The organism is Streptomyces sp. NBC_01197, assembly GCF_036010505.1.
Classification (GTDB): domain Bacteria; phylum Actinomycetota; class Actinomycetes; order Streptomycetales; family Streptomycetaceae; genus Streptomyces.
In genome coordinates, this window is sequence record NZ_CP108569.1 from 1703465 (window position 1) to 1728263 (window position 24799).

Here is a 24799-nt window from a genome sequence, read left to right on the forward strand (position 1 = left end):
CCGACGGCGCGGGCTGAGCTTCGGAGCTGTACAGCGCCGCCAACGACGCCTGCATTCCCTCTTCGGCTACCACCTCTTAGGTCATCGCGCTGCCTCAAAGAGTGTTACGCCCAATCCGCGTGGCCCGAGTCACACCTTATTCGCGACATACGGCTCCCCAAGGGACGCTTACCCATAATTACGCCGCCGGACCCCCCTGGGATCCGGCGACACCGGTTCGGCCCCCGCACCCCGGCCGCGCCGCGCGATCAGTGCACGCGCGGCGCGGGAACGACGCGCTCCACCTCCGGGTGGACGGTCAGCAGTTGACGCATGGCCGCCTCCGCGGCCTGCGGGTCGTTCGCGGCGAGCGCGTCGGCGATACGTGCGTGGTGGACGAGAGAGATCTCGGTGGGACGGTCACACCCCGTGACGGGGCCACCCGATACCTGGAGGGCGCCCGAGACGATGCCCGAGAGGTGCTCCAGCATGCGATTGCCCGCGAGCTGGATCAGCAGGGCGTGGAACTCGGCATCGGCACGGGAAAAGGTGACCCCGTCACCCTGAGCCAGAGCGTGGCTCATGATTTCGACCATGTCCGCGAGACGCTGCTGCATGTCCTCACGCCCATGCCCGGCAGCCAGGCGCGCGGCCAGCGGCTCGATCGTCCAGCGCAGCTCGCTCAGCTCCCGTCGCTGGTCGTCACGCTGCGGCCCGAATGCCCGCCATTCGATGATGTCCGGGTCCAGCAGATTCCAGTCGCTGACCGGGCGGACCCGGGTACCGACATTGGGACGGGCGCTGACCAGGCCCTTGGCCTCAAGGACGCGCAAGGACTCCCGCACGACCGTGCGGGACACCTCGAAGCGCTGTCCGATCTCCTCGGGAACCAGCGGACGGTCGGCACCGAGGTCGCCGGAGACAATCATCTGGCCGAGCTGCTGAACCAGCTGACCGTGCAGACCGCGGCCGCGACTGCCCGTCGCCCGTCGGCCCGCCCTGCCCATCTCGGCGTCGCCGCCCCAGGAAGGGGCTCCGGCACGGCCGGCGCCGGGCGCCTCTGCGTACGGATAGCGGTCGAGTTCACCCGAGCCTGCGAGGCCGGACTCGGCAGAGCGGGCGGTGGTCATCATGGAGTGCGCAAGGGTAGTCACGCATCCTTTGTCGGCGCGCCTCGGGCCCCCCTTGAGGTCTTTGGTGAAAAGCACACGAAAGGGTGATCATCGGCCTCCCTGCAATTGACGCCTTATCGGAAAGAACCCGGGCATTCCCCTAGGAGTTGCGTGCAAGGCGCCATCAAGCGGGCCTGGACGGTCACCAACGGGCCCTGCCCCGAAGGCCGGTGAACAGATACGCGCACAGGAGGGCCGCGAGCGACAGCGCGAGGGCCACGCCGACGGGCTGCGACAGGAGGCGGAGAGCCGCGATCAGCCAGCGGTCCGTCTCGTGGGGCCACACCCACGCGAGTTCGCGGAGCCTGGCGGGGAGCCCCGCGACCGAGCGGGCGGCTGGTGCCGCCAGGGCCGCCTGCACCAGCGGCACGACGGCGACCGGTACCGACAGCACGGCGGCCAGCCCCGCGGTCGTACTCCTGAAGACGCCCGCACCCAGCAGCCCCGCCCATGCGCAGCCGACCGTCAGACCCGACCAACCCACGACCAGCGAAGGCCAGTTCTGTGGGATACCACCCAAGACGCCGCCGTACACCAGCCGGAGGGCCCCTGCGTCGACCACGGCCGTGAGCAGGGCCAGCAGGAGGGCCGTCGCACCCGATACTGCGAGTTTGGCGACCAGCAGGCCGAACCGCCCAGAGACACCACCGCGGCCCACAGCCAGCGCCGGGTACCGGAATTCGTCGCCGAACGCGAGAGCGCCCAGCAGTCCCGCCGCGAAGGCCGCGGGCGGCAGCGGAAGCAGATCGGGCCACGCCATCAGCAGATGGGAGAGCGGCGTCTGCCCGGTCCTGGCGAGTGCGACGGACAGCGCGATGGAGAGGGGGAGGATGACGCTCACGACGAGAAGAGCCGTCCGGACGCCGAAGACTCGCCGCAGCTCGTAACGGAGCGGCCTGCACGGCCCCCTGGCCGGGAGCGGAGTGATCACCGGCTGCTGCTCGGAGAGTTCGGATCGCGCCGCGATCAGCGACTGGAGCTCCGGGAGTGCGGACCGGGCCGCGAGTACGGGGGCGTCGGCAGCGGGACCCGCGGAGCCGAAGGGCCCGCGATCGGATCCACCGTAGGGGGGTCCATCGGGGCCGGGCGCTTCGGAGTGGAAGGTTCGGGACTCGGAGGGTTCGGGCTCGGAGCCGGACGTGCCGGGAGTCAGAGCGCCGGCCTCACCCGTCGGGCCCATGTCGCCGGTCTCGTCGGCGAGCTGGTGGATCAGGACGCCGTTCCGAAACGCCGCCTCACCGACCTCGGCGCAACTGCTGCCGTAGACGGAGAGCCTGCTGCCGCCCTCCATCACAACTTCCACCGAGCGGTGCCCCTCGCGGGCCTCACGGCCGAGCAGTCCGGCAAGGCGTGCCGGGTGAGGTGTACGTACGGCGACCCGGGGGCGGAGCCGGGTGCGGGCGAACTCTGCGCCCTCCTGGTCCGCCGCCAGCCGTCCGGCGTCGATGGTGACGACATGATCGGCCGTGCGGGCCGCCGCCTTGGGGTCGCTCGTGGTGTACAGAACAGTGCCGCCCTGGGCCGCGTGGTCGCGGAGCACGCCGAAGAGCCAACTGCTGTCGCGTGGCGAGAGTCCTTCGGTGGGTTCGTCCAGGACAAGCGTCTGCGGGTCGGCGAGCAGGGCGACCGCGAGGCCGAGCCTGCGGTCCATCCCGTGAGAGAGCGAGCCGAGCCGCTGATCCGCGAGGCTGACGAGATCCACGCCTTCGAGCAGTTCGTCGGCGCGCGAGGCCGGCATCCCCGTCACAGCACAGAGCATGCGCAGCTGTCCGCGCACGGTACGCGTGGGGTTCCCGGGCACATCACCGAGCAGGGTTCCCACTTCGGCGGCCGGGCGGGCGATCCGGTGCAGCGGAAGACCCCGGAAGTAGGTGACGCCACGCCCGTGGTCCAGTTCGAGCATCAGCCGCAGGGCGGTGGTCTTACCGGCGCCCTGGGCGCCGAGTAGTGCCGTGATCTGCCCGGGTTCGGCCTCGAAGGTCAGATCGTCCACCGCGGGTGGCAGATCCCGGCGGGGGTGGCTGGTGAGTCCGACGGCCTGGAGCATCGCTTTCTCCCGCGGGTAGCAGGGCCGCCGGGCGGCATGGGCGGCTACCGAAGCAAGATAACGCGACTTTTCGGACTTTTGGTGCAGCGTGGCAGTAGTTCTCAGACCTCGGGGCGGAGCATCGGGGGGTTGAGCAGCGTCGCACCTCCCGCTCTGAACAATTGCGCGGGGCGACCGCCCTGGCGGGTCGTGGTGCCGCCCGAGGGAACGAGGAAGCCCGGTGTACCGGTGACCTTGCGGTGGAAATTACGGGGATCGAGGACCACGCCCCACACCGCCTCGTACACCCGGCGGAGCTCGCCGACCGTGAACTCCTGAGGGCAGAAGGCGGTGGCCAGCGAGGAGTACTCGATCTTCGACCGGGCTCTCTCCACACCGTCCGCGAGAATCCGCGCGTGATCGAAGGCAAGGAGCTCGGGTGGCTCGGCAGCCCTGACGACGGCTCCCTGCTGACCCAGCAGGACCTCGACGGGAGCCCACCGGGCACTGTGGGCGTCGCCACCGGCGCGGGGCGCGGGCAAGTCGGGCGCGAGTGCCAGATGGGCCACACTGACGACCCTCATGCGAGGGTCGCGCTTCGGGTCGCCGTAGGTGCCCAGCTGTTCGAGGTGTGCGCCGTTGCCCGGAGCGGGGACCGGGGCCGAGGGATCGAGGGCGCACAGCCCGGTCTCCTCAGCCAGCTCCCGAGCAGCGGCTGCGCCGAGGTCCTCGTCCGTTTTGACGAAACCGCCGGGCAGCGCCCACCGGCCCTGGTAGGGCGCCTCCCCGCGGCGCACAGCCAGTGCGCACAGCGCATGACTGCGCACCGTGAGCACGACCAGATCGACGGTGACAGCGAAAGGCGGAAAGGCCGACGGGTCGTAGGGCGACATGCCATGATCATAGTCGTCTCTCTGACGATAAACACGCCCTTCGGTATCCACAGTGTTCTCCAATTCACCCGTACTCCGGCGCTCCTCAAGCCCGTTCACAGCCCCAGCTGGAGTCCGGCGGCAGCTTCCTCGACCATCCCGAGGCCCAGCCTGCTGATACGCACGGAGAAGGGCTCTCCAGCCACCGACAGCCCTGACATCTGGATCGCCCCGAGTGGGGCGCTGCCCATCGGCCGGAGTGCGACCGTTGCTGCCGGAACATCGGGACGGATCCCCGCGAGAGTCGTGAGCAGCTGGATCCCGGCGGCAGCGGAGACAGCCGCCGGACGGCAGGCCGCCGGATGCGGGAGTGGGACGCTGTCCTCCGTCCGCTGCACGCCGGCATACATCTCGGGAAGCCGGTGGCCGAAGGTATCGGCCGCAGCGAGCACTCCGCCCAGCAACGAACACGCCTCTTTCTCGAATCCCGAGGCGGCCAGCCCAGCTACCGCGACAGCCGTCTCATGCACGCGCACGGCGCCACCCCGGTGCCCGAACGGATTGTGGCCCCGCTCTCTGGCACCGAGGCTGCGGAGCCCCCAGCCGGAATCCATCGCCGGACCGCCCAGGAGTCTGGCCACCTGCTCCGTCCGCACCTTGTCCAGCAGCCCCTCGGCGAAGCTGCCACCGCCAAGCAGACCGGTGTCAAGAAGATGAGCCGTCCCGGCACCCAGATGCGGAACCAGTTGGCCGTCGGGGGTACGTGCGGCCGCGGGCCTGCCACCCGTTCGGTCCTCGATCCAGAACGTCTGCCGGAACCGGCTGCGGAGCGTGCCGGCCCACTCGCGCCAGCCGTCCGCGCCTGGACGGCCGCACTCGTCGAGCAGCTCGGCCGCGAGCACCGCGGCGCGGTGGGCATGCGCCTGCGTCTCCGCGCGCTGCAAACCTCCGGCTCCGGGCTCGCCGAGCAGACACTCCTCATCCGCCGCCGCGCGGAGCCACGCGAGACAGCGCTCTGCCGCGGGGAGCAGCCCTGCCACCTCCCGCTCGGGCAGCCCCCAGCGTCGGGCCTCCGCCAGCAGCACAGGAAAGAGCAGCGTCGCCTCCATCCCTGTACAGCTGGGCGGCAGATGAGGGCCGGCGTCCCTGAGTGGCCCCGGGATACGCCCAGCACCGGGCCCGGCTCCCCCGAGCTGTGTGCGGGCGAGTCTGCGCAGCGTGGCGGCGGCAAGACGGGTACCGAGGGGAAGCGTCATCCGGGCGGTCCAGAGGATCTCCGCGGGCGCGAACCCACAGCGCCATGGCACGCCCGCCACCGGGTAGATGTCGACGGGGTGGCCCGGATCTCGGACCAGCATCGCCCGCAGATCCTCCAGACTGGTGCGCATCAGTTTTTGCGCCCGGGGATCGTCGCCGTCCGCGCTCGCCGGGGACAGCACACCTCCGAGCAGCGGGCCCGCCGGGCGGGACGGCGCGTCCGCGCGGATCCGGAGTTCGATGTTCCTGGAACCTCCCGGCGGCAGTTCGAGCTTCCATCTGAGCAGCCCTGTGGCGGCCAGCGAATCCTCCGGCGGAGGGTCTGCCGTGACAACGGCATGGCGCCCCTCTCCCGACCAGCGCAGACCGGCTCCGTGGACACTGGCCGGCAGTTCCGCCCCCGGAGATCCGGCCGCGACGGCTCCCAGGAACGCCAGGTCCGTACCGAGCCCGATCTCCACCGGCACCCGCAGAGTCCGGTCCGAGGCACTGCGCAGTGTGATCCGCTCCGTGCCATCGGCGGAGCGCAGGCGCTCCACGATCAGCTCGGGATCGGGCCCGACGGCGCCGGGCAGACGCACCACAGCGACGAACCGGGCTCGCCCTGCTCCGATCAACCCGCCCCGGACTGCGACCGGTTCACGCCCGGACACCCGAACATGACAGCGGGAGAGGAGGCGTCGCCCCGACTGGTAGTAGCCGTCGAAGCCCTGGCCGGTCAATTGCCCGTGAGCAGGCGAAATGGCCAGTCCGGGGAGGCCCACGCAGATCAACGCGTTGTGTACGGAGGGCAGTTCACTTCGCCGGCGTGGACCTGCGGGCATGACCGCGGGAGCGGGCCCTGCCGAATGGTCTCCGGCTGCCCCGCGGGTTCCTGAAGGGACGCTGAGAGCCATCTTCCGCCTCCTGAGCGCTACGGCCGGTTGCGGCGGAGCTCCCGGCGCGGACCGCCGCGCACCGCCATCGGGATGAACGGCGCCGGACGTGGCCGGGTCACGGCCGTACCTGTGTCCCGCCCCTCATCGCCCAGTCCGCGATCCGCGCTGACCGGTGCGGCGGCGCGACCGACCGCGCCCGGCGGGCGGCCCCGGCCGGTCGGTTCCCGGGAGGGTGTCCTGGCGGGCACCCGGCGGTTTGGGAGAAGTACGCCGGCCGCTGAGCGCGGGCGGCTTACCCGATGCCACCCGGCTGCTCCGCTCCCGGCGCAGGCAGTGCCGGAGTGCCTCGGGGTCGAGCCCTTCATTGCACGCCTGGTGAAGCAGTCGGGCAAAAATGTACTCGGGGTCGAGGGCCAGAGCTCGCCCCAGGGCCACCCGGGCACCCGGTTCGTCACCCGTCGACCAGGCCACCCAACCCGCGAGGGTCAGTGGGGCCGCGGCGTATTCGGCGTACGGGCCGACACAGCGGCGTGCCAGGGCCCGCCACAGCCGCACGACCGACGCGGCGGACGGTCCTTCCATCCACTCGGCGGCACGGTCGCGGGTCGTTCGGTCCTGGAGCCCGAGAAGGACCAGAGCGGCCTCATCGTCGGTGATGAGCGCATCGTCCGCCGTATCGGCCTCTGCCCAGCCCGGCGGCTGCGGCGTCCGCCCGATGCGGCGGACGAGTCGCCGGGCAGTGTCCAGCGTCTCCTGTCCGACCTGTTCACGGTCGGCACCGGCCAGGATCCTCGGCACCAGAGCACCAGCCGCCTCGTCCAGGGCACGTTCCTGTGCCGCCGTGCGGGGCGGCTGCCACGGGGTGAGCCTGGCCTCCATCTCCTGGAGTGATCCTCGCACCTGGATTCCCGCGTACGCCGCGGCCGCGGCCATCACCGAAGTGCCGGGCAGGGCCATGGCGTTCCCGTCGGAAGGGCAGCACCGAGTGTCGGGGCAGCAGTAGGAGAAGAACCTGCCGTCGGAGATACAGAGGGCTTCGGGAACAGGCACGTCTCGGGCACCGCAGGCCGTACGCAGATGCTGCGCGAACGGACGAAGCCGCTCCATGACGTCCGCCGGGGTCTCCCCCGGGCCCGGGTCCTGACAGAGGAAGACGATGATGCCCTCCGGCCGCCTGCCTCGGCTCTCGCTACCGGTGACCAGCCCGTCGGCGAGCTGGTCGGCGACCGGCTGCCATTCCTGCGGCGAACGTGGGATACCGAGCCTGAGGCGTCCGCCGAAACGGCCACGGACTCCGTGCAGAGCGACCATTACAACCGAGTTGGTCGGATGAAAGCCCAGCAGATAGGGCAGCGCGTCGGCGAGTTCGGCAGGGCCGCGCAGCGTGACCTGTTCCTGGACGGGCGAAGGACCGTTGGTTTCGTCGTGCTTGTTCATGGCTCGAAGATCCCGCGATCCGTCCGAGTCCGCGACCCCTGTGGATAACGTTATCCACAGGCCGACTGGATCCAGCAGTGCTGTGACCGAACGGCCTCGACTGCACACCGACCCTTCGGTCGGCACCGGATCGGCCTCGGTGGAGGCGCGCCCCGGCACCCAGGGCGTACCCGAGACCGTGACGATCGGGCGGTCGCTCCCGATGAGTTCCTGCCCCAGCGCAGCGAGAGCGGCCCCCTCCTCGGCGATGGCCTGCGCGAGCGCATCCGGACTGCTGTAGTCGCGTCCGAACGCCAGACTGATCACGCCGTCGCACTGCGCTGCGCCGGCCGGCAGGACGTCGAGGTCCGCCAGATCTCCTCGCAGCGCCTTGGCGCCGGCGCCCCCAAGGGCCTGTGCGGAGCCATCCGAGCGAGCCAGTGCGAGAACGGTGTGGCCGTTGCCGAGCAGTTCGGCGACGACGGCGGAGCCGATGGTGCCGGTACCGCCGGTGACGAAGACGCGCATGAGCCCTCCCTGCCGTGACGGGACCAATGCCCCGTCACTGACCTTGCACGGCGACGGGACAGGTGTCCCATCACCTGTTCTGTTCTCACGCTGGAGGCAACTGGCAACCGGGGCGCCCCAACGACTCGTCGTTGCGGCCGTCGACCTGTTCTCCGAGCGGAGGTACGCAGCCGTGCCGTTCTCCGAGCGGAGGTACGCAGCCGTGGCAGCCAGCGCCGCACTTCAGGAGCGGGACGCCCTCAAGAGCGTCGGTCTCGCGGCCGCCCTGACCGCCGCGCTCATCGCCCGCGAGGCTCCTGACCCGGCTGCGCATCTCGCGAGCGAGCTGGGAGTCCGCGCGTTCAAAAACGGCTACGCCCAGTTGTCCGAAAGCAATCGGGAGGCTCTCCACCTCGGAACTGCTGTTGCAGAATTCCCGGTTGCCCACGGCAAAGAACATGCCGATCTCCTGGAGTTCCCAGACTCACCTCCAGAAGCGCGTCCGATACAGCGGATGGCACGGCCCTCGTTCACGACGGCGATGTCGAAGGGCCACGGGGCCTCCCACGCTCGCTCCATCAGCCGCCGCAGTGATGCCGCTGAGCGAATCGAGGTAAGGGCACGGGCAATGGCGGTTCGACGCGGTATCCGCGTCCCGGACCGCCCGGGCTCAGCCCAGCGTTTCCATCAGAGCGGTGACATAGGCGTCCAGCCGCTCCTCCACGGCTCGCGTCGTCAGGTCTGTCCTCCCTGCCTCCCGCCATGGCTGCGACACCAGCTGCACTTCTTCTGAGAACGCCAGTCCGTCCCGCATCCGCCAGTACAGCCGCTCGCTCGCGGCGGCGGCCAGTACCCCGCCGGCCTCCTCGTACGACTCGGCGAACCGCAGACCCCACGCCGGGCCGTGCAGCAGCGCGAGATTGGTGGAGCAGTGCGCCACATCGAGATCCGCGGGGCCCCGGGAGGTCTGTGCCCAGTCGACGACGCCGGTGATCCGGACATCTGCCGGCGTCGGGGACGGAACTTCGAACAGCACGTTGCCGGGCTGGAAGTCCCGGTGCAGGAACCGCCCCTCATAGGGAGGCGCGGGCTGGCGGATCACGTCGATCGCCGCGGCCCATACCGTCGCGTCGGCGCCCTTCGGAACGACGACGGTGTCGGCTGTAGTCCACGCCACATACTTTCCGGGCCGCGCGGCGGGTCGCAACGCGTGGATCGCCACGAGTTGACGGGCCAGCACAGGGACGCGCGACTCCAGCCCCTCATCGTCGAGGACCGTCCGACCCGCCAGATGTGTCATCAGGAGCGAGGGAGACTCGCAATGCGCGGCGGTCGGATCAACCGCGACCAGTCGAGGAGCCGGTACGCCCGTTCCTGTGAGCAGGGTCAGGGCGCAGGCCTCCCTGTTCAGCCAGTCCTCGGCGTGCTCCACGTTGACGAAGGTCCGCAGCACCAGGTCACGGGTGGTTCCATCCCGCGTGCCGACGATCAGCCTCCACATTTCTGCGGTGATGCCGCCGCGCAGCACCTCGGTTCTGACGACCCGTTCGCCGGCCTTCAGATGCCCGCCCACCCAAGCCAGGATCAACGGTCGGACGGCCCTCGCCTCATCGTGGTTGAACACCGTGCCACCCCATCATCCGGACGTCAGCGCGCGCAAAGGCGCTTGTCGGAGGCGGGTGAGGCCGGCGGTCACGGCGTCGAGGCCCCAGAGCATGTGGAGTGCGAAGTTGGTGAGGCCGCGCAGCTGGCTGGTGTCGACGACGGCCTGGTCCCGACAGATGATCTACGCACCGGGGTGGACAGCCACGCCGCCGACGGCTCCGCTTCGCGTGCCGGGAGCACATCGAAGCCGGCCTGCGGCGGAGCAGCAGAGTCCGGCTATCCGGCCACAGCCAGCACGAGCGGGAGCACTTGGCCGGCACCGGCCTGGCGCATGAGGCGTGCTCCTACCGCCAGGGTCCAGCCGGAGTCGGTGTAGTCATCGACGAGCAGGACGGGGCCTGGAGTGGCGGCCAAGGCGGCGGTGAGTTCGTCGGGCACGGCAAATGAGGCGGCCAGGGCGCGGAGCCGCTGGGCGGAGTTGCTGCGGTGGGCCGCATACTCATCCGCCTGCGGGGTGTAGGCCAGGCTGCCCAGCAGAGGGAGCCTGCCCACGCTGGCCACGCCCTCAGCCAGCGAGGTGACCAGTTGCGGGCGGGTACGCGACGGCATGGCGACGACCCCCACCGGCCGCGCCACCGCGTCGGCGGTACCGCTGGCCCAGCCGCCCGGTGAGCGAGCCCAGTCGGCCAGCACCGTCACTACGGCGTTCAGCACGTCGTCCGGGACGGACCCGTCCGCCGCCTGTGCCGACAGGATCGGCCGCAGACGGTTACCCCAACCGATGTCCGACAGCCTGCCCAACGCTCGCCCGGTGACCGCCTGCTGGCCTGCGGGGATACGGCCTTTGAGGTCCATGCCGACCGCGGCGAGCCCCGTCGGCCACATCTTGCGGGGCTCAACCTCGGCCCCGGGGCGGTCCAGTTCACCTGTCGCCACCGTGATGGCTGCGGGAGACACGGCCGCCTCCAGCCAGGGTCCGGCACAGTTGTCACAGCGTCCGCACGGAACCGCCTTCTCGTCGTCCAGCTGCCGCTGCAAGAACTCCATCCGACACTCAGTCGTCGCCACGTAATCCCGCATCGCCTGCTGCTCCGCCGCCCGCTGCTTCGCGACCCAGGCGTACCGCTCCGCGTCGTACGCCCACGGCTGCCCCGTCGCGGTCCAGCCCCCCTTCACGCGCTTGACCGCCCCGTCCACGTCCAGGACTTTCAGCATCGTCTCCAGGCGCGATCGCCGTAGATCCACCAGCGGCTCCAGCGCGGGCAGCGACACCGGACGGCCTGCCTCCCCCAGTACGTCCAGCGTCCGCCGCACCTGCTCCTCGGGCGGGAAGCCCACCGAAGCGAAGTACGCCCAGATCGCCTCGTCCTCCTTGCCCGGAAGGAGCAGCACGTCGGCATGATCCACACCACGCCCGGCACGCCCCACCTGCTGGTAGTAGGCAATCGGAGACGAAGGCGACCCGAGGTGCACCACGAAGCCGAGGTCGGGCTTGTCGAAACCCATACCGAGCGCGGACGTGGCGACCAGGGCCTTCACCCGGTTGGCCAGCAGATCCTCCTCCGCCTGCAACCGGTCGGCGTTCTCCGTCTTCCCCGTATAGGAAGCCACCGCATACCCGCGCTGCCGCAGAAACGCCGCGACCTCCTCAGCCGCCGCCACCGTCAGGGTGTAGATGATCCCCGAACCCTGCAGGTCCCCCAGCCGCTCCCCCAGCCACGCCAGCCGGTGCGCCGCACTGGGCAACTCCAGCACTCCGAGCCGGAGGCTCTCCCGGTCCAGCGGCCCCCGCAGAACCAGAGCGTCCCCGCCCCCCGTGCCCAATTGCTCAGCCACATCCGCGGTCACCCGCGCGTTCGCCGTCGCCGTCGTGGCCAGCACCGGCACCCCCGCCGGCAACTCCGCCAGCATCGTGCGCAGCCGACGGTAGTCAGGCCGGAAATCATGACCCCAGTCAGAAATACAGTGCGCCTCATCGACCACCAGCAGACCAGTCGTCGCCGCGAGCTTCGGGAGCACCTGGTCACGGAAATCCACGGAATTGAGACGTTCCGGACTCACGAGGAGAACGTCGGTCTCACCGCGCTCCACCTCTCCGTAGATCGTCTCCCATTCCTCCGGGTTCGCGGAGTTGATGGTGCGCGCCTGAATCCCCGCCCGCGCCGCCGATTCCACCTGGTTACGCATCAACGCGAGCAATGGCGAAATGATCACCGTCGGGCCGGCCCCACGCCGCCGCAACAGAGCAGTAGCCACGAAATAGACCGCCGACTTACCCCAGCCGGTGCGCTGCACCACCAGCGCACGACGGCGCTCCTGCACCAGAGCCGCCACCGCCTGCCACTGGTCCTCCCGCAACCGCGCCGAACCCCCCGGGGCACCCACCAGCTCAGCGAGAACGGCATCGGCTTCAGTGCGCAACTCCAGGGTGTCCATCCCTCCATGCAACCCGATGGCACTGACAATCAGCGAATCCACCCACTGTTGCAGAAGGCCTGCGAAGAGCCGGCGAGTGGGCGGCCACTCGCCTCGACGACCCGGTCGCTGCGCCGGTCCGGAGCGAAGGGGAGTGTTTCCGCTGGTCCTCGCCGTTCAGAGGTGACAACAGGAGTCGCTCGGGGCCCCGGTGGGCAGGGATATGGGCGCCGTACCCGCAGATTCCCGACAGACGCATGAATTGTTCGTTGCCGCCCGCCCGTACGGCAGGAAGAATTGGGACTGCTCCCCGCACGGCCCGACTGTGTTCGGAAGGGCTGTGTCCCGGCGCGCCTCACCCGGCCCTGCCCACACCACGGGCGCGTATGCGAAGGGAGGACCGTGACTTTCGGATTCGCTCCGTCCGCCGCCCTTACAGCCTCTTCGACGTCCATATCCGCCGACTCGGGAAACCGGATCGGGCGGCTGCTCGAACCCGCCGAGTGGGCCGCCGCGGGCATACCCCTGCTCCGCAGCCCCCGTGACGTCGTGGGCGGGCTGCACTCCAGACATCGCCCCATCCCTTCGACCGCCGTCGTGGCCGTGCTCGATCATGAGGAACGGCTCGTCGCGAGCGCCTCGTTCACACGCCGTTCCACTCCCGCGGACGGCTGGGACTTCCGCAACGCACTCCTCGACCATCTGCGCCGGGTCATCCCGCACGACCTCCGCCGCCGCACGCCGGTCCGCACCGCCGTACTGCTCTACTGCCGCGAGGGGGACGAGCGGTGGACCGAGGAGGACGGTGCCTGGATGTGGGGGCTGCGCGACGCCTGCACGCTGCACGGGCTGCGCTGCGGTGCGTACATCACGCTCACCCGGGGCGGCTGGCAGGTGCTGGGCGAAGGCCGCGGCGGCCGGCGGCCGAACTCACTCTCCCGCCCGGCCCCTGTCGGCGGCAGCGGTGCCGACTCGCCCCCGGCCCCGCTCCGTTCGGGTGCACAGAACGCGCTCCGCAGGGTCGCGGCGCGCTGAACGGGGCGAGGCGACCAGCCAACGGCCGCCGCACCACCCCCCGTTGTGGACATTGCGGACCGTTCCGCACCGCGTACGCCCGCGGGCCGACCGTACCGGACGGGCCTCCGCCCGGCCTGCTCCTTGCGGGAGCCGGCCGGGCGGAGGGGACGTACGGTTCAGACGCCTGCGCCGAGTACGGCGTTGACACGCTGCGGGTCACCACAGACGATCAGCAGCGCCCCCGCGTACTTCCTGGCCGCAGGCAGCACCTGGGCCACGGATTCATCGGTTCCGCCGTTGACCGCGACCACCACGACCGGACGGGCCTTCGCCCGGCGCACGGCGTCGGCGCTCGCGTAGAAGACGTCCTCGCGGGCATCGTGCTGCGCCCAGTAGGCGGCTTCGCCGAAGGACAACTCGTGCGCCGCCCACGGGTGCTGCTCGCCGGTGGTGAGCACCAGGACGTCACCCGGTGCACGACCGGTGTCGAGCAGCAGGTCGACCGCTTCTTCCGCCGCGTCCAGCGCACCGTCCGCCGAAGCGGGGATCAGCTGGACCTGCGGCGCGGAAGTGTCTCCCGCAGGGGTCTCAGGGCGGGCCTCCGGACGGTTGCCCGGCCGGTTGTCCGAACGCTGGGAAGAGGATGTCCGCTGCACGGGAGGCGCGGTGGGCGCAGGCCTGGCAGCAGGACGGGGCCCCGGACGAGCGGGGCGTGGCACGGCCGCGGGACGCGGGCCGGGTACAGGACGAGGGGTCGACGCAGTACGGCCGGCGGCCGGAACAACGCGGGGACCCTGGGCACTCTCGTGAATCTGAGACTCCTCGGGGATGAGAGGCATGAATGGATGTCTATCAAATGGCGGCGCACGAGGCACCACCGGGTGGGCACATCAGTGCGATCCGGACAGAGTTTCCTCCGCCGGTCCACTGAAAGTTCAGAAGTCGAAGCCGAGTTGGCCCCCGCTTTCCAGCGCGACGGCCTCCGCGGTGAGACGGGTCTTCTTCAGGTGCCGCCACTGGGGCAGCCCGTCCAGATAGGACCAGGAGAGCCGGTGGTACGGAGTGGGCCCCCGCTCCTCCAGCGCCGCTTTGTGCACAGGCGAGGGATAGCCCGCGTTGGCTTCGAAGGCGAAGCCCGCGCACACATCCGACTCCGCGGCGAGCTCGGCCATCATCGCGTCCCTGCGCACCTTGGCGATCACCGAGGCGGCCGCCACGGCAACACAGGACTGGTCGCCCTTGATCACCGTACGGACCCGCCAGGGAAGGCCGAGATAGTCGTGCTTGCCGTCGAGGATCACCACGTCCGGGCGGACAGGAAGCACTTCGAGCGCCCGCACCGCGGCGAGCCGCAGCGCTGCCGTCATCCCCAGATCGTCGATCTCCAGCGGAGAGGCGTGCCCGAGCGCGAAGGCAGTGACCCACGACTCCAGAAGCCTGGCCAGCTCCGTGCGGCGCTTGGGGGTGATCAGCTTGGAGTCGGTGAGTCCGGCCGGCGGTCGACGCAGTCCGGTGACTGCGGCGCAGACAGTGACAGGGCCGGCCCAGGCCCCGCGTCCGACCTCGTCGACGCCTGCGACGGTCTTGGCACCCATAGTTGCGCGCAGTGAGCGCTCTACGGTGTGCGTAGGTGGTTCGTACGGCATGGCGCCAGCAAGGGTACGCCGCCGGACACCTCCAGCGACACCCCGGTACCGCCCACCAATTCAGCGACCGTCTCGACGCAGCAGCGGCATCATGACTTCGTCGACCATCCAGGCGGCATCACGGTCAAAAAGTTTGCGTCCGCGCACAGTTGATCGATAAATCATTAGCTCGGAATCAGACCGCAGATCCGATCACCCACAGCACCCGGACAGCCGTCACCGCCCCAAAATTCCGCGAATGTCGCAGCGATCGGCCCACTGCAGGCCGGGTGGAAAGCTCTATGACCTACTGGATAATCAGCAGTCGACGAAACGATCCCACAGCAGAATCTTCACATTTGTGAATCGTGGCACGCAGGCAAATCTCGGCGGGGAGATCACTCACGACGGGCACGATGGTGTCCACTCGGGCAGACCTTCGGTCTGTTCCAGCCACCCCGCGGGTGGCATACCGCCGGTACCGGCAGCCACGACACCACCGGCGATCGCGCAGGTCGTGTCGACGTCGCCACCGACCTGGGCCGTCATCCAGAACGTCCGCTCGAAATCGCCGAGCCCCCGAGCGGCCGACCACAGCGCGAACGGCACCGTGTCGTGTGCGCTGGTCCGCCGCCCGCATCCCAGCACCGCGGCGACCGTACCCGCGTCGTCGTAGTCCAGCATGTCCTTGGCCCGACGCAGCCCCGCTCCCACTGCGCTGCGCGGAACGAGTGCGATCACTCCGTCCAGCAGGGCAGCTGCGGACGGAGGTCCCGCGGGATCGGCGGCCAGCGCGGCGGCAGCGGCCACCGCCATGCTCCCCACCACCGCCTCACGGTGCTGATGCGTCGTGTACGCGGAGATCTCAGCCTGATGCGTGGCCTGCTCCGGGTCGTGCGCATACCAGGCGCCGAGCGGTGCGATCCGCATCGCGGCGCCGTTTCCCCACGAACCCTGACCGTTGAAAAGGGCGCTGGCCAGTTCCCGCCAGTCGCCGCCCTCCCTGACCAGTCGCAGCATCCGGTTGACCGCCGGGCCGTACCCGCGGTCGAAGTCATGGTGCGCGGCGAAGGAGGCGGCGAGTACGTCCTGGTCGATCCGGCCGTGCGAGGCCAGCACCGACAGCACCGAACAGGCCATCTCGGTGTCGTCGGTCCACTGCCAGAGACCCGCGGGCAGCTCGCGCCTGGCCAGCAGCGGATAGTTGTCGGGGACGAAGAACTGGGAGCCGAGGGCATCTCCGACGGAGAGCCCGCGCAGGCTGGCCCGAGCGCGTCCGAATGCATCGGGAAGAGATCCGGAAACGGAGTGAAATGCGGAGTCAGCGGTCATCTCACCCCCACTCTAACCGGTGAGGCCGTACGGTTCCGGAACGCGCCAGTGGTCGAACGGCCGGTCCAGCGTGTACTTGCCGTCCTCGCCCAGCACCAGCGTCCGCGACTCCCCGTTCCCGGGTTGGACAGCGCCTCGAACTCGGCGACGGTCCAGTGGAACCAGCGCATGCAGAAGAGCCGCATGGTCAGACCGTGCGTGACCAGCAGGACGTTCGGCGGATGGTCGGGCGCCTCGAAGCTCCGGTGGAGGCTCTCCAGGAACGATCCGACGCGGTCGTAGACATCGGCCCCGGACTCCCCCTGTGCGAACCGGTAGAAGAAGTGGCCGTAGGCATCCCGGTACGCCTTCTGCAGACGCACGTCGTCGCGGTCCTGCCAGTTCCCCCAGTCCTGCTCGCGCAGCCGGGGCTCCTCCCTGACCCGTACCTGTTCCGGATCGAGGCCGAAGGCCCGGAAGGTCTCGTGTGTACGGCGGTAGGGCGAGACGTAGGTGCTCACCTGCTCCCGGCCGAAGAGTTCCCGCAGCCGCGCCCCGGTCGCCTCCGCCTGGCTCCAGCCGTTCGGACTGAGCTTCAGGGCGTGGTCGGGTTCGCGTTCGTACACCGTGTCATCAGCGTTTCCCTCCGACTCCCCGTGCCGGACAAGAACGATGCGCTGTGGTCGAGCCATGCCAAAACACTAGATCGGATCGCCGCCGAATGCGCCGACGCTCATCATGCGGTCAGCCGACGCCCCTCATACGGTCCAGGACGGTTCCAGCTGTACGACGTCGCCCGCCAGCGCCACCACGTCCGCGTCGGTCTGGGCACGCAGCGACAGCCGCTCGATACGCTCCGGCCGGTATTTCCCGCGCTCGGCCGCGGACTGCCACATCGAAAGCACGAGGAACTCGTCCCCCGGCGCCTCCCCGAACATCCCCCGCAGCATTCCGGGCGATCCCGCCATCGCAGGGTTCCAGACCTTCTCCTGCATCAGTGCGAAGTGCTCGGCGCGCTCCGAGTGCACACGGGAGTGCGCGACCCGGACCACGTCCGCGTCCCCGAAGCGGGGTTCGAACCCCGTTCTCACATCGAAGCGGTAATCGAAGAGCTTCGCCTGCATGTCCGTGAACGTGCCCGCCTGTGCGGCAGCGAGCCGGTCGTGTGCCCGGGCCATGAACGAGTCGTAGAAGGGCCGGCTCTCCCAGAAGGCGAACACATGCGCCACACTCGGCCGCCCGCGGCTCCAGCCGCCCCCCTGCCCCCGGAAGCCCGGCTCACCCAGCAGCCCCGCCCATCTCCGCTGCCCCTGTTCGAACCCTCGGGGATCTGTCACCGTGCAGCGAATCCACTTGACCAGCACCGCGCCATCGTACGGGCAGGAGAGGGACGTCGGGCCGGGTCCGGCGCAGCACATCCGGATCAGCTGCCGCAAACATCCGGGCCATTTCCAATACCGATCACATAGTTGGGAAAACCGGTCAACCAGAGGCGGCCACAAGGATCTGGTTCACCTGCCCCCCACCTCGCCTCCGGAGCGGAGTGCATGCGCACCAACGGCCCTGAGTGCGGGATCCGGAGTACGGGAAGAGGGCGCCGACCAGTGGTCGGCGCCCTCTCCGGCGCGGTTCAGAGCTCTCGGCCGTCGGTGCTCAGAGACACATCACTGCTCAGAGGCACATCAGCCGCTGTCGCAGCCCGTGTCAGCTGCAGCCGCTGGTCGAGCCGCACCCCTCGCAGAGGTAGCAGCTGCCCGCACGCCGCATCTTCGTACCGCAGGAGAAGCAGAGCGGCGCATCGGCGTTCAGGCCGAGCGTGATCTCCATCAGCTCGGTCGAGTTGTGCGCCTGCTTCGGAGCGGGCACCTCGGCAGCGGCCTCCGGCTGCGGCGGAGCCGCCTTCGGAGCCTCCACATGGCGCGGTGCTGACTGGGACAGGCCCTCCACATCCACATCGTCGTCGCCCGGCTCGTACGACCCGGTGTCCAGGTGACGCTGACGCTCCGATGCCGAGTGGATACCCAGCGCCGAACGCGTCTCGAAGGGCAGGAAGTCGAGCGCCAGACGGCGGAAGATGTAGTCGACGATCGACTGCGCCATCCGTACGTCGGGGTCGTCCGTCATACCGGCCGGCTCGAAGCGCATGTTGGTGAACTTCGAGACGTACGTCTCCAGCGGAACGCCGTACTGCATACCGACCGAGACCGCAATCGAGAAGGCGTCCATCATGCCCGCGAGGGTCGACCCCTGCTTGGACATCTTCAGGAAGACCTCACCGAGACCGTCGTCCGGGTAGGAGTTGGCGGTCATGTACCCCTCGGCACCGCCCACCGTGAAGGAGGTGGTGATGCCCGGGCGGCCCTTCGGCAGGCGCTTGCGGACCGGGCGGTACTCGATGACCTTCTCGGTCTTCGGCTCCGTCTTCTCCTCGGCGTCCCCTGCGGACTTGGACTTGGCCGAGAGCGGCTGCCCGACCTTGGAGTTCTCGACGTAGACGGCGAGGGCCTTGGTACCGAGCTTCCAACCCTGGAGGTAGATCTCCTCTACGTCCTCGACCGTGCTGGACGCCGGCATGTTGACCGTCTTCGAGATGGCGCCGGAGAGGAACGGCTGGGCGGCCGCCATCATCCGTACGTGACCCATGGGCGCGATGGAACGCTCACCCATGGCGCAGTCGAAGACCGAGTAGTGCTCCAGCTTGAGGCCGGGGGCGTCGACGACATTGCCGTGGTCCGCGATGTGGGCGACGATCGCCTCGACCTGCTCCGGCTGGTACCCGAGACGCTTGAGGGCCTTGGGGACCGTGTTGTTCACGATCTGCATCGAGCCGCCGCCGACGAGCTTCTTGAACTTGACCAGGGCCAGGTCCGGCTCGACGCCCGTGGTGTCGCAGTCCATCATCAGGCCGATGGTGCCGGTCGGCGCGAGCACCGACGCCTGCGCATTGCGGAAACCGTTCTTCTCACCGAGGCGCAGGACGTCCTGCCAGGCCTCCGTGGCCGCGGCCCAGACCGGGCTGTCCAGGTCGTCGGTGCGCGTGGCCGACGCGTTGGCGTCCGCGTGCTGCTTCATGACCCGCTTGTGGGCGTCCGCGTTGCGGGCGTAGCCGTCGTACGGGCCGACGACCGCGGCGAGCTCGGCGGAGCGCTTGTAGGAGGTGCCGGTCATCAGCGAGGTGATGGAGCCGGCCAGTGCGCGGCCGCCGTCGCTGTCGTACGCGTGGCCGGTCGCCATGAGCAGCGCGCCGAGGTTGGCGTACCCGATGCCCAGCTGACGGAAGGCGCGGGTCGTCTCGCCGATCTTCTCCGTGGGGAAGTCGGCGAAGCAGATCGAGATGTCCATCGCGGTGATGACCAGCTCGACGACCTTGGCGAAGCGCTCGGCGTCGAACGACTGGTTGCCCTGGTCGTCGTCGCGCAGGAACTTCATGAGGTTGAGCGAGGCGAGGTTGCACGACGAGTTGTCCAGGTGCATGTACTCGCTGCACGGGTTGGACGCGGTGATCCGTCCCGTCTCGGGCGAGGTGTGCCACCGGTTGATGATGTCGTCGTACTGGATCCCGGGGTCGGCACAGACATGCGCGGCCTCGGCCATCTTGCGGAAGAGCGCCTTGGCGTCGACCTTCTCGATGACTTCGCCGGTCATGCGCGAGCGCAGACCGAATTGGGAGCCGGTCTCCACCGCGTGCATGAACTCGTCGTTCACACGGACCGAGTTGTTGGCGTTCTGGTACTGGACGGACGTGATGTCGTCGCCGCCCAGGTCCATGTCGAAGCCCGCGTCGCGCAGGGCGCGGATCTTCTCCTCCTCCTTCACCTTGGTCTCGATGAAGGCCTCGACGTCCGGGTGGTCGACATCGAGGACGACCATCTTGGCCGCACGGCGGGTGGCGCCACCGGACTTGATCGTTCCCGCGGAGGCGTCGGCCCCGCGCATGAAGGAGACCGGGCCGGACGCGTTGCCGCCGGAGGAGAGCAGCTCCTTGGAGGAGCGGATACGGGAGAGGTTGAGGCCGGCGCCCGAGCCGCCCTTGAAGATCATCCCCTCTTCCTTGTACCAGTCGAGGATGGACTCCATGGAGTCGTCGACCGAGAGGATGAAACAGGCGCTGACCTGCTGCGGCTGGGCCGTACCGACGTTGAACCAGACCGGCGAGTTGAAGCTGAAGACCTGGTGCAGCAGGGCGTACGTGAGCTCATGGTCGAAGAGCTCGGCGTCCTCACGGGAGGCGAAGTAACCGTTCTCCTCGCCGGCCTTGCGGTACGTCTTCACCACACGGTCGATGAGCTGCTTCAGGCTGTTCTCACGGTTGTCCGCGCCGACAGCGCCGCGGAAGTACTTGCTGGTGACGATGTTGACCGCGTTCACCGACCAGAAGTCGGGGAACTCGACGCCACGCTGCTCGAAGTTGACCGAGCCGTCGCGCCAGTTGGTCATGACGACATCACGGCGTTCCCAGACGACCTCGTCGTACGGATGCACGCCGGGAGTGGTGTGGATGCGCTCGCTGCGCAGCCCCTGCCGATTAGCAGCCGCCTTGGTTCCCTTCGCGCGGGAACCTCGTGCCGGGCCGCTCGCCGTCTCTGTCATGCCGCCTCCCATATGCGGGCTAAAACGCCCAAAAGTGCCCAGTTCTTCCCATGGCACTATGTCTGTCTGACACCTGCGGCACAGGAAGCACCGCAGGCAGGTCTGTGTCCGCCGGCCCCGGAGGGTCAGTCGGTGGCAGTGGCGGGCACGGGGGCCGCGGGGGCCCCTCCGCACTCGCATTCCACTGCGAGGGGCTGCGCGTCGCGGAGTTCCGCGACGGCGGCCTCGAAGTCATCGAGCGAGTTGAAAGCCCGGTAGACGGACGCGAAGCGCAGATACGCGACAAGGTCGAGTTCCTGCAACGGGCCGAGTATCGCCAGCCCGACGTCGTGAGTGGTCAGCTCGGCGCCCCCGGTGGCGCGCAGCGCCTCCTCGACCTGCTGGCCGAGTTTGGCGAGAGCGTCCTCGGTGACCGGCCGCCCCTGGCACGCCTTCCGCACGCCCGAGATGACCTTCGTACGGCTGAACGGTTCGGTCACCCCGCTGCGCTTGATCACCATCAGCGAGGCCGTCTCCACCGTCGTGAAACGGCGAGAGCAGTCGGGGCACTGGCGGCGCCTGCGGATCGAGGTGCCGTCGTCCGTCGTACGGCTGTCGACAACGCGGCTGTCAGGGTGCCTGCAGAAGGGGCAGTGCATGGTTTCCGAGCCTCCTTCGCAGTACGACCGAATAGCCTCGCCCGGGCCCGTAAAGACCCTCTCGAAGCAGCACCAAGCATAGGCGATGGCCCGGGCCGCGAGGGACCAGGGACCACAACTTCTGGGCGGCGGTTTGAATCCAACCACTAGATCTGGGGTTCAGCACTGGTTTTGCGGCAGAGCGTGTCGCACTCGGCCGCCGAGCCCGCCCGGCTCGGAAGAGGGTACGGGAAGCGTGTCGGCGGCCGGACCGGGGGCCACCCCGCAATCACCGGCACGCGACAGTCGGCGACAGCCGAATGATGGGCACCGACAGACCGCGGGCTCGCCGCGACAGTCCGCAGCCGACGCCCCGCGGCACGGGGCGCAGTCGGCGGAGGGTACCGTAATCGACCGAATTGCCATTCGGCCTCGATCGTGCTCATACACCCGACACTGCGCTCATGTGAAGGATATTTTATTTTTTCACTCGAACGTGTGTTTGGCGCAACCTTTCGAAAGCCACTACCGTTGTCCAACCAGGGAGAGAACATCTCGAGAGGGGCCGACGACGTGACCACGACCGCAGACACCGCCACCATCACCGCCCAGGACCGTTCGCAGAACCGACTCGAGCCGGTGCATGCCATGGATGACGCAGCAACGGGCTCCGAGGGCCAGCTGCCCCCGCGCCCAGCACGCTCGCTGCCCGGACGGCCTCCCGGTATCCGGGCGGACAGCTCCGGGCTCACGGACCGGCAGCGGCGGGTGATCGAGGTGATCAGGGACTCCGTGCAGCGCCGCGGATACCCGCCCTCCATGCGCGAGATCGGTCAGGCGGTGGGGCTGTCCAGCACCTCGTCGGTCGCCCACCAGCTGATGGCTCTGGAGCGCAAGGGGTTCCTGCGCCGCGACCCGCACCGCCCCCGGGCGTACGAGGTCAGGGGCTCCGACCAGCCAAGCACCCAGACCACAGACACCACGGGCAAGCCCGCCGCGTCGTACGTCCCGCTGGTCGGCCGGATCGCCGCCGGTGGGCCCATCCTGGCCGAGGAGTCGGTCGAGGACGTCTTCCCGCTCCCCCGGCAGCTCGTCGGCGACGGCGAGCTCTTCGTCCTCAAGGTCGTCGGTGACTCGATGATCGAGGCCGCGATCTGTGACGGCGACTGGGTCACGGTGCGGCGCCAGCCCGTCGCGGAGAACGGCGACATCGTGGCAGCCATGCTGGAGGGCGAGGCCACGGTCAAGCGCTTCAAGCGCGAGGACGGGCATGTGTGGTTGCTGCCGCACAACGCCGCCTACCAGCCGATCCCCGGTGACGAAGCCACGATCCTCGGCAAGGTAGTGGCTGTACTCCGACGCGTGTGAGTACCGCGTCGGCCCTGAACAGGGCTCCGGAACTCACTGCGCCGGTTCCGGGGTCCTGCTTTTCCTTGCGTTTTCCGCGCCCTGATCTCGGCGCGTTTCTCCATGTTTCTTCCGCGTCGCGCTCTGTGCCACCGCTTCTCGCTGCGGCGGCACAGGAGGGCAGCCCAGGCTTACTGACCGGTCTCCTTGGCCACAGCGTCGATCGCTGCCAGTGACCGGCGGATCTGGTTCCGGTCCGTGGTGAACCAGAAATCGGGCAGCGAAGCCCTCAGATAGCTTCCGTAGCGCGCGGTGGCCAGCCTCGGGTCCAGCACCGCGACAACACCGCGGTCCCCCATGGCCCTGACCAGTCGGCCGGCGCCCTGCGCCATCAGCAGAGCGGCATGCGTCGCGGCAACGGCCATGAACCCATTGCCGCCGCCCTCCTCGACCGCTTTCTGCCGAGCGCTCATCAGCGGGTCGTCCGGGCGGGGGAAGGGGATCCGGTCCATCACCACCAGCTGACAGCTGGGTCCCGGGACATCGACCCCTTGCCAGAGGGACAGCGTCCCGAAGAGGCAGGTCTCGGGATCGGCCGCGAAATTCTTGATCAACTCACCGAGCGTCTCCTCGCCCTGGAGCAGCACACGCCTGTCCTGCCTGCTGCGCAGCTCCTCGGCGGCTGCCTGGGCGGCCCGCATGGAGGAGAACAGACCGAGGGTGCGCCCGCCCGACGCCTCCACCAGATCGGCGAGCTCGTCCAGCATGTCGGTACGCGATCCCTCCCGGCCCGGGGCCGAGAGGTGTTTGGCGACGTACAGGATGCCTTGCTTGGCGTAGTCGAAGGGCGAGCCGACATCGAGGCCCTTCCATTGCGGGACGTCCTCTCCCTCGGTCCCCTCCGGTGAGAGGCCGAGTGAGGCGCCGACCCCGTTGAAGTCACCGCCGAATTTGAGCGTCGCGGAGGTGAGAACGACTGAACGGTCGGCGAAGAGCTTCTCCCGGAGGAGCCCTGAGACCGAGAGCGGCGCGACACGCAGGGAAGCGCCGAAACGGTCATGGCGCTCATACCAGACGACGTCGTACTCGGATCCGAGGGTGATCCGCTCGGCGACATCGTGGATGGACTCGACGGACGCCAGAGCCTGTTTCCGTACGACGTCCTCGTCCTGCACGGATTTGTCCCGGGTGGCACCGATGGCAGAGATGACGGTCCGGGCCGCGTCGCGCAGGGACATCAGCGCATATCCGAGGTCCTCGGGGATCTCTTCGAGCCGGCCCGGGAGCGCCAGCTCCATGACCCGTTCGAAGGTCTCGGAAGCGGTCTGGAGGGCGTCTGCCGCTTTCTCGTTGACGAGCTTCGCCGCACGCCGCACCGCCCTGTTGACCTGGCCCGGAGTGAGCTCGCCCGTGGCCACACCGGTGACCCGGGAGACCAGCTCATGAGCCTCGTCCACGATCAGCACCTCGTGCTGCGGGAGGACCGGTGCGCCCTCGATCGCGTCGATGGCGAGCAGGGCGTGGTTGGTCACGACGACGTCAGCGAGTTTGGCCCGCTCACGGGCGGCCTCGGCAAAGCACTCGGCCCCGTAGGCGCATTTGCTTGCCCCCAGACACTCCCGGGAGGAGACGGAGATCTGGCCCCATGCGCGGTCGGAGACGCCCGGAGTGAGATCGTCACGGTCACCCGTCTCCGTCTCGTCCGCCCAGTCCCGCATACGCAGCAGGTCCTGGCCGAGCTTGCTGCTGGGGACGGCGGTCTCGAACTGGTCGAACAGCCCGTCCTCCTCTTCCTGCGGTACGCCTTCATGGAGCCGGTGCAGACAGAGGTAGTTGGACCGCCCCTTCAGCATGGCGAACTGAGGGCGCCGCCGCAGCAGGGGCTGCAGGGCCTCGACCGTACGCGGGAGGTCTCGCTCCACTAGCTGCCGCTGGAGTGCGAGCGTCGCGGTGGCCACCACGACGCGCTCCCCGTGAGCCAGCGCGGGGACGAGATACCCCAGCGACTTTCCGGTACCGGTGCCGGCCTGGACCAGCAGGTGGGCGTTGTCGTCGACGGCTTCGGCAACAGCCTCGGCCATGGTGACCTGGCCGGGCCGCTCCGTACCGCCCACAGCGGTGACGGCGGCGTGCAGGAGCTCGGGGAGGGAGGGCTTCGTCATAGC

General features: G+C 69.2%; 16 protein-coding genes and 2 pseudogenes. 2 read left to right on the forward strand and 16 right to left on the reverse strand.

Features of this window, described 5'->3' with window-relative positions; translation table 11 throughout:
- Positions 1-248: 248 nt before the first annotated feature.
- The 8 genes and pseudogenes from OG452_RS07625 to OG452_RS07660 all read right to left on the reverse strand — a co-directional run bounded on the left by OG452_RS07625 (position 249) and on the right by OG452_RS07660 (position 12148).
- On the reverse strand, positions 249-1133 hold the full coding sequence (locus OG452_RS07625; RefSeq protein ID WP_327294861.1) for a FadR/GntR family transcriptional regulator: 885 nt from the start codon (positions 1131-1133) through the stop codon (positions 249-251).
- A 160-nt stretch (positions 1134-1293) separates the two neighbouring features.
- Positions 1294-3198 (reverse strand): ABC transporter ATP-binding protein, encoded by a 1905-nt coding sequence (locus tag OG452_RS07630; protein WP_327294862.1) that lies wholly within the window; start codon positions 3196-3198, stop codon positions 1294-1296.
- Positions 3199-3299: 101 nt separating this feature from the next.
- Complete coding sequence (locus OG452_RS07635) at positions 3300-4070, reverse strand: NUDIX hydrolase (protein ID WP_327294863.1); 771 nt, start codon at positions 4068-4070, stop codon at positions 3300-3302.
- Between the two features lie 95 nt (positions 4071-4165).
- Positions 4166-6202, reverse strand: coding sequence for a glycogen debranching N-terminal domain-containing protein (locus OG452_RS07640; RefSeq protein ID WP_405563607.1), 2037 nt, complete (start codon positions 6200-6202; stop codon positions 4166-4168).
- A 123-nt stretch (positions 6203-6325) separates the two neighbouring features.
- Entirely contained in the window at positions 6326-7621 is a 1296-nt protein-coding gene (locus OG452_RS07645; protein ID WP_327299545.1) for a DUF4192 domain-containing protein, read from the reverse strand.
- Between the two features lie 246 nt (positions 7622-7867).
- Positions 7868-8128 (reverse strand): annotated as a pseudogene (locus OG452_RS07650) (NAD(P)H-binding protein); the annotation flags it as partial.
- Positions 8129-8777: 649 nt separating this feature from the next.
- Positions 8778-9680 carry a phosphotransferase family protein gene (locus OG452_RS07655; RefSeq protein WP_327294865.1) on the reverse strand — a complete coding sequence of 301 codons (903 nt, stop codon included), beginning with the start codon at positions 9678-9680 and terminating at the stop codon, positions 8778-8780.
- A gap of 308 nt (positions 9681-9988) precedes the next feature.
- Positions 9989-12148 (reverse strand): RecQ family ATP-dependent DNA helicase, encoded by a 2160-nt coding sequence (locus OG452_RS07660; RefSeq protein WP_327294866.1) that lies wholly within the window; start codon positions 12146-12148, stop codon positions 9989-9991.
- A gap of 381 nt (positions 12149-12529) precedes the next feature.
- Here OG452_RS07660 and OG452_RS07665 point away from each other — a divergent pair, with 381 nt between their 5' ends.
- A complete protein-coding gene (locus OG452_RS07665; protein ID WP_327294867.1) occupies positions 12530-13162 on the forward strand; it encodes a hypothetical protein in 633 nt (210 codons plus the stop codon).
- 158 nt (positions 13163-13320) lie between these two features.
- On the opposite strand, the gene OG452_RS07670 is transcribed toward OG452_RS07665, so the two are convergent.
- The 7 genes and pseudogenes from OG452_RS07670 to nrdR all read right to left on the reverse strand — a co-directional run bounded on the left by OG452_RS07670 (position 13321) and on the right by nrdR (position 21308).
- Positions 13321-13983, reverse strand: coding sequence for a hypothetical protein (locus OG452_RS07670; RefSeq protein WP_327294868.1), 663 nt, complete (start codon positions 13981-13983; stop codon positions 13321-13323).
- Between the two features lie 96 nt (positions 13984-14079).
- Entirely contained in the window at positions 14080-14790 is a 711-nt protein-coding gene (locus OG452_RS07675; RefSeq protein ID WP_327294869.1) for a ribonuclease HII, read from the reverse strand.
- 381 nt (positions 14791-15171) lie between these two features.
- Positions 15172-16101 carry an ADP-ribosylglycohydrolase family protein gene (locus OG452_RS07680; RefSeq protein ID WP_327294870.1) on the reverse strand — a complete coding sequence of 310 codons (930 nt, stop codon included), beginning with the start codon at positions 16099-16101 and terminating at the stop codon, positions 15172-15174.
- Positions 16102-16113: 12 nt separating this feature from the next.
- Positions 16114-16772: pseudogene (locus OG452_RS07685) on the reverse strand (histidine phosphatase family protein).
- A 66-nt stretch (positions 16773-16838) separates the two neighbouring features.
- Positions 16839-17444, reverse strand: a complete 606-nt coding sequence (locus OG452_RS07690; RefSeq protein ID WP_327294871.1) for a YdbC family protein — start codon at positions 17442-17444, stop codon at positions 16839-16841.
- 340 nt (positions 17445-17784) lie between these two features.
- On the reverse strand, positions 17785-20670 hold the full coding sequence (locus tag OG452_RS07695; RefSeq protein ID WP_327294872.1) for a vitamin B12-dependent ribonucleotide reductase: 2886 nt from the start codon (positions 20668-20670) through the stop codon (positions 17785-17787).
- 125 nt (positions 20671-20795) lie between these two features.
- Positions 20796-21308 (reverse strand): transcriptional regulator NrdR, encoded by a 513-nt coding sequence (nrdR, locus tag OG452_RS07700; RefSeq protein WP_327294874.1) that lies wholly within the window; start codon positions 21306-21308, stop codon positions 20796-20798.
- Between the two features lie 552 nt (positions 21309-21860).
- Here nrdR and lexA point away from each other — a divergent pair.
- A complete protein-coding gene (gene lexA / locus OG452_RS07705; RefSeq protein WP_327294875.1) occupies positions 21861-22655 on the forward strand; it encodes a transcriptional repressor LexA in 795 nt (264 codons plus the stop codon).
- Between the two features lie 170 nt (positions 22656-22825).
- Here the strand turns inward: lexA and OG452_RS07710 are convergent, their stop codons facing one another.
- Positions 22826-24796, reverse strand: a complete 1971-nt coding sequence (locus tag OG452_RS07710; RefSeq protein WP_327294876.1) for an ATP-dependent DNA helicase — start codon at positions 24794-24796, stop codon at positions 22826-22828.
- Between the last annotated feature and the right edge of the window lie 3 nt (positions 24797-24799).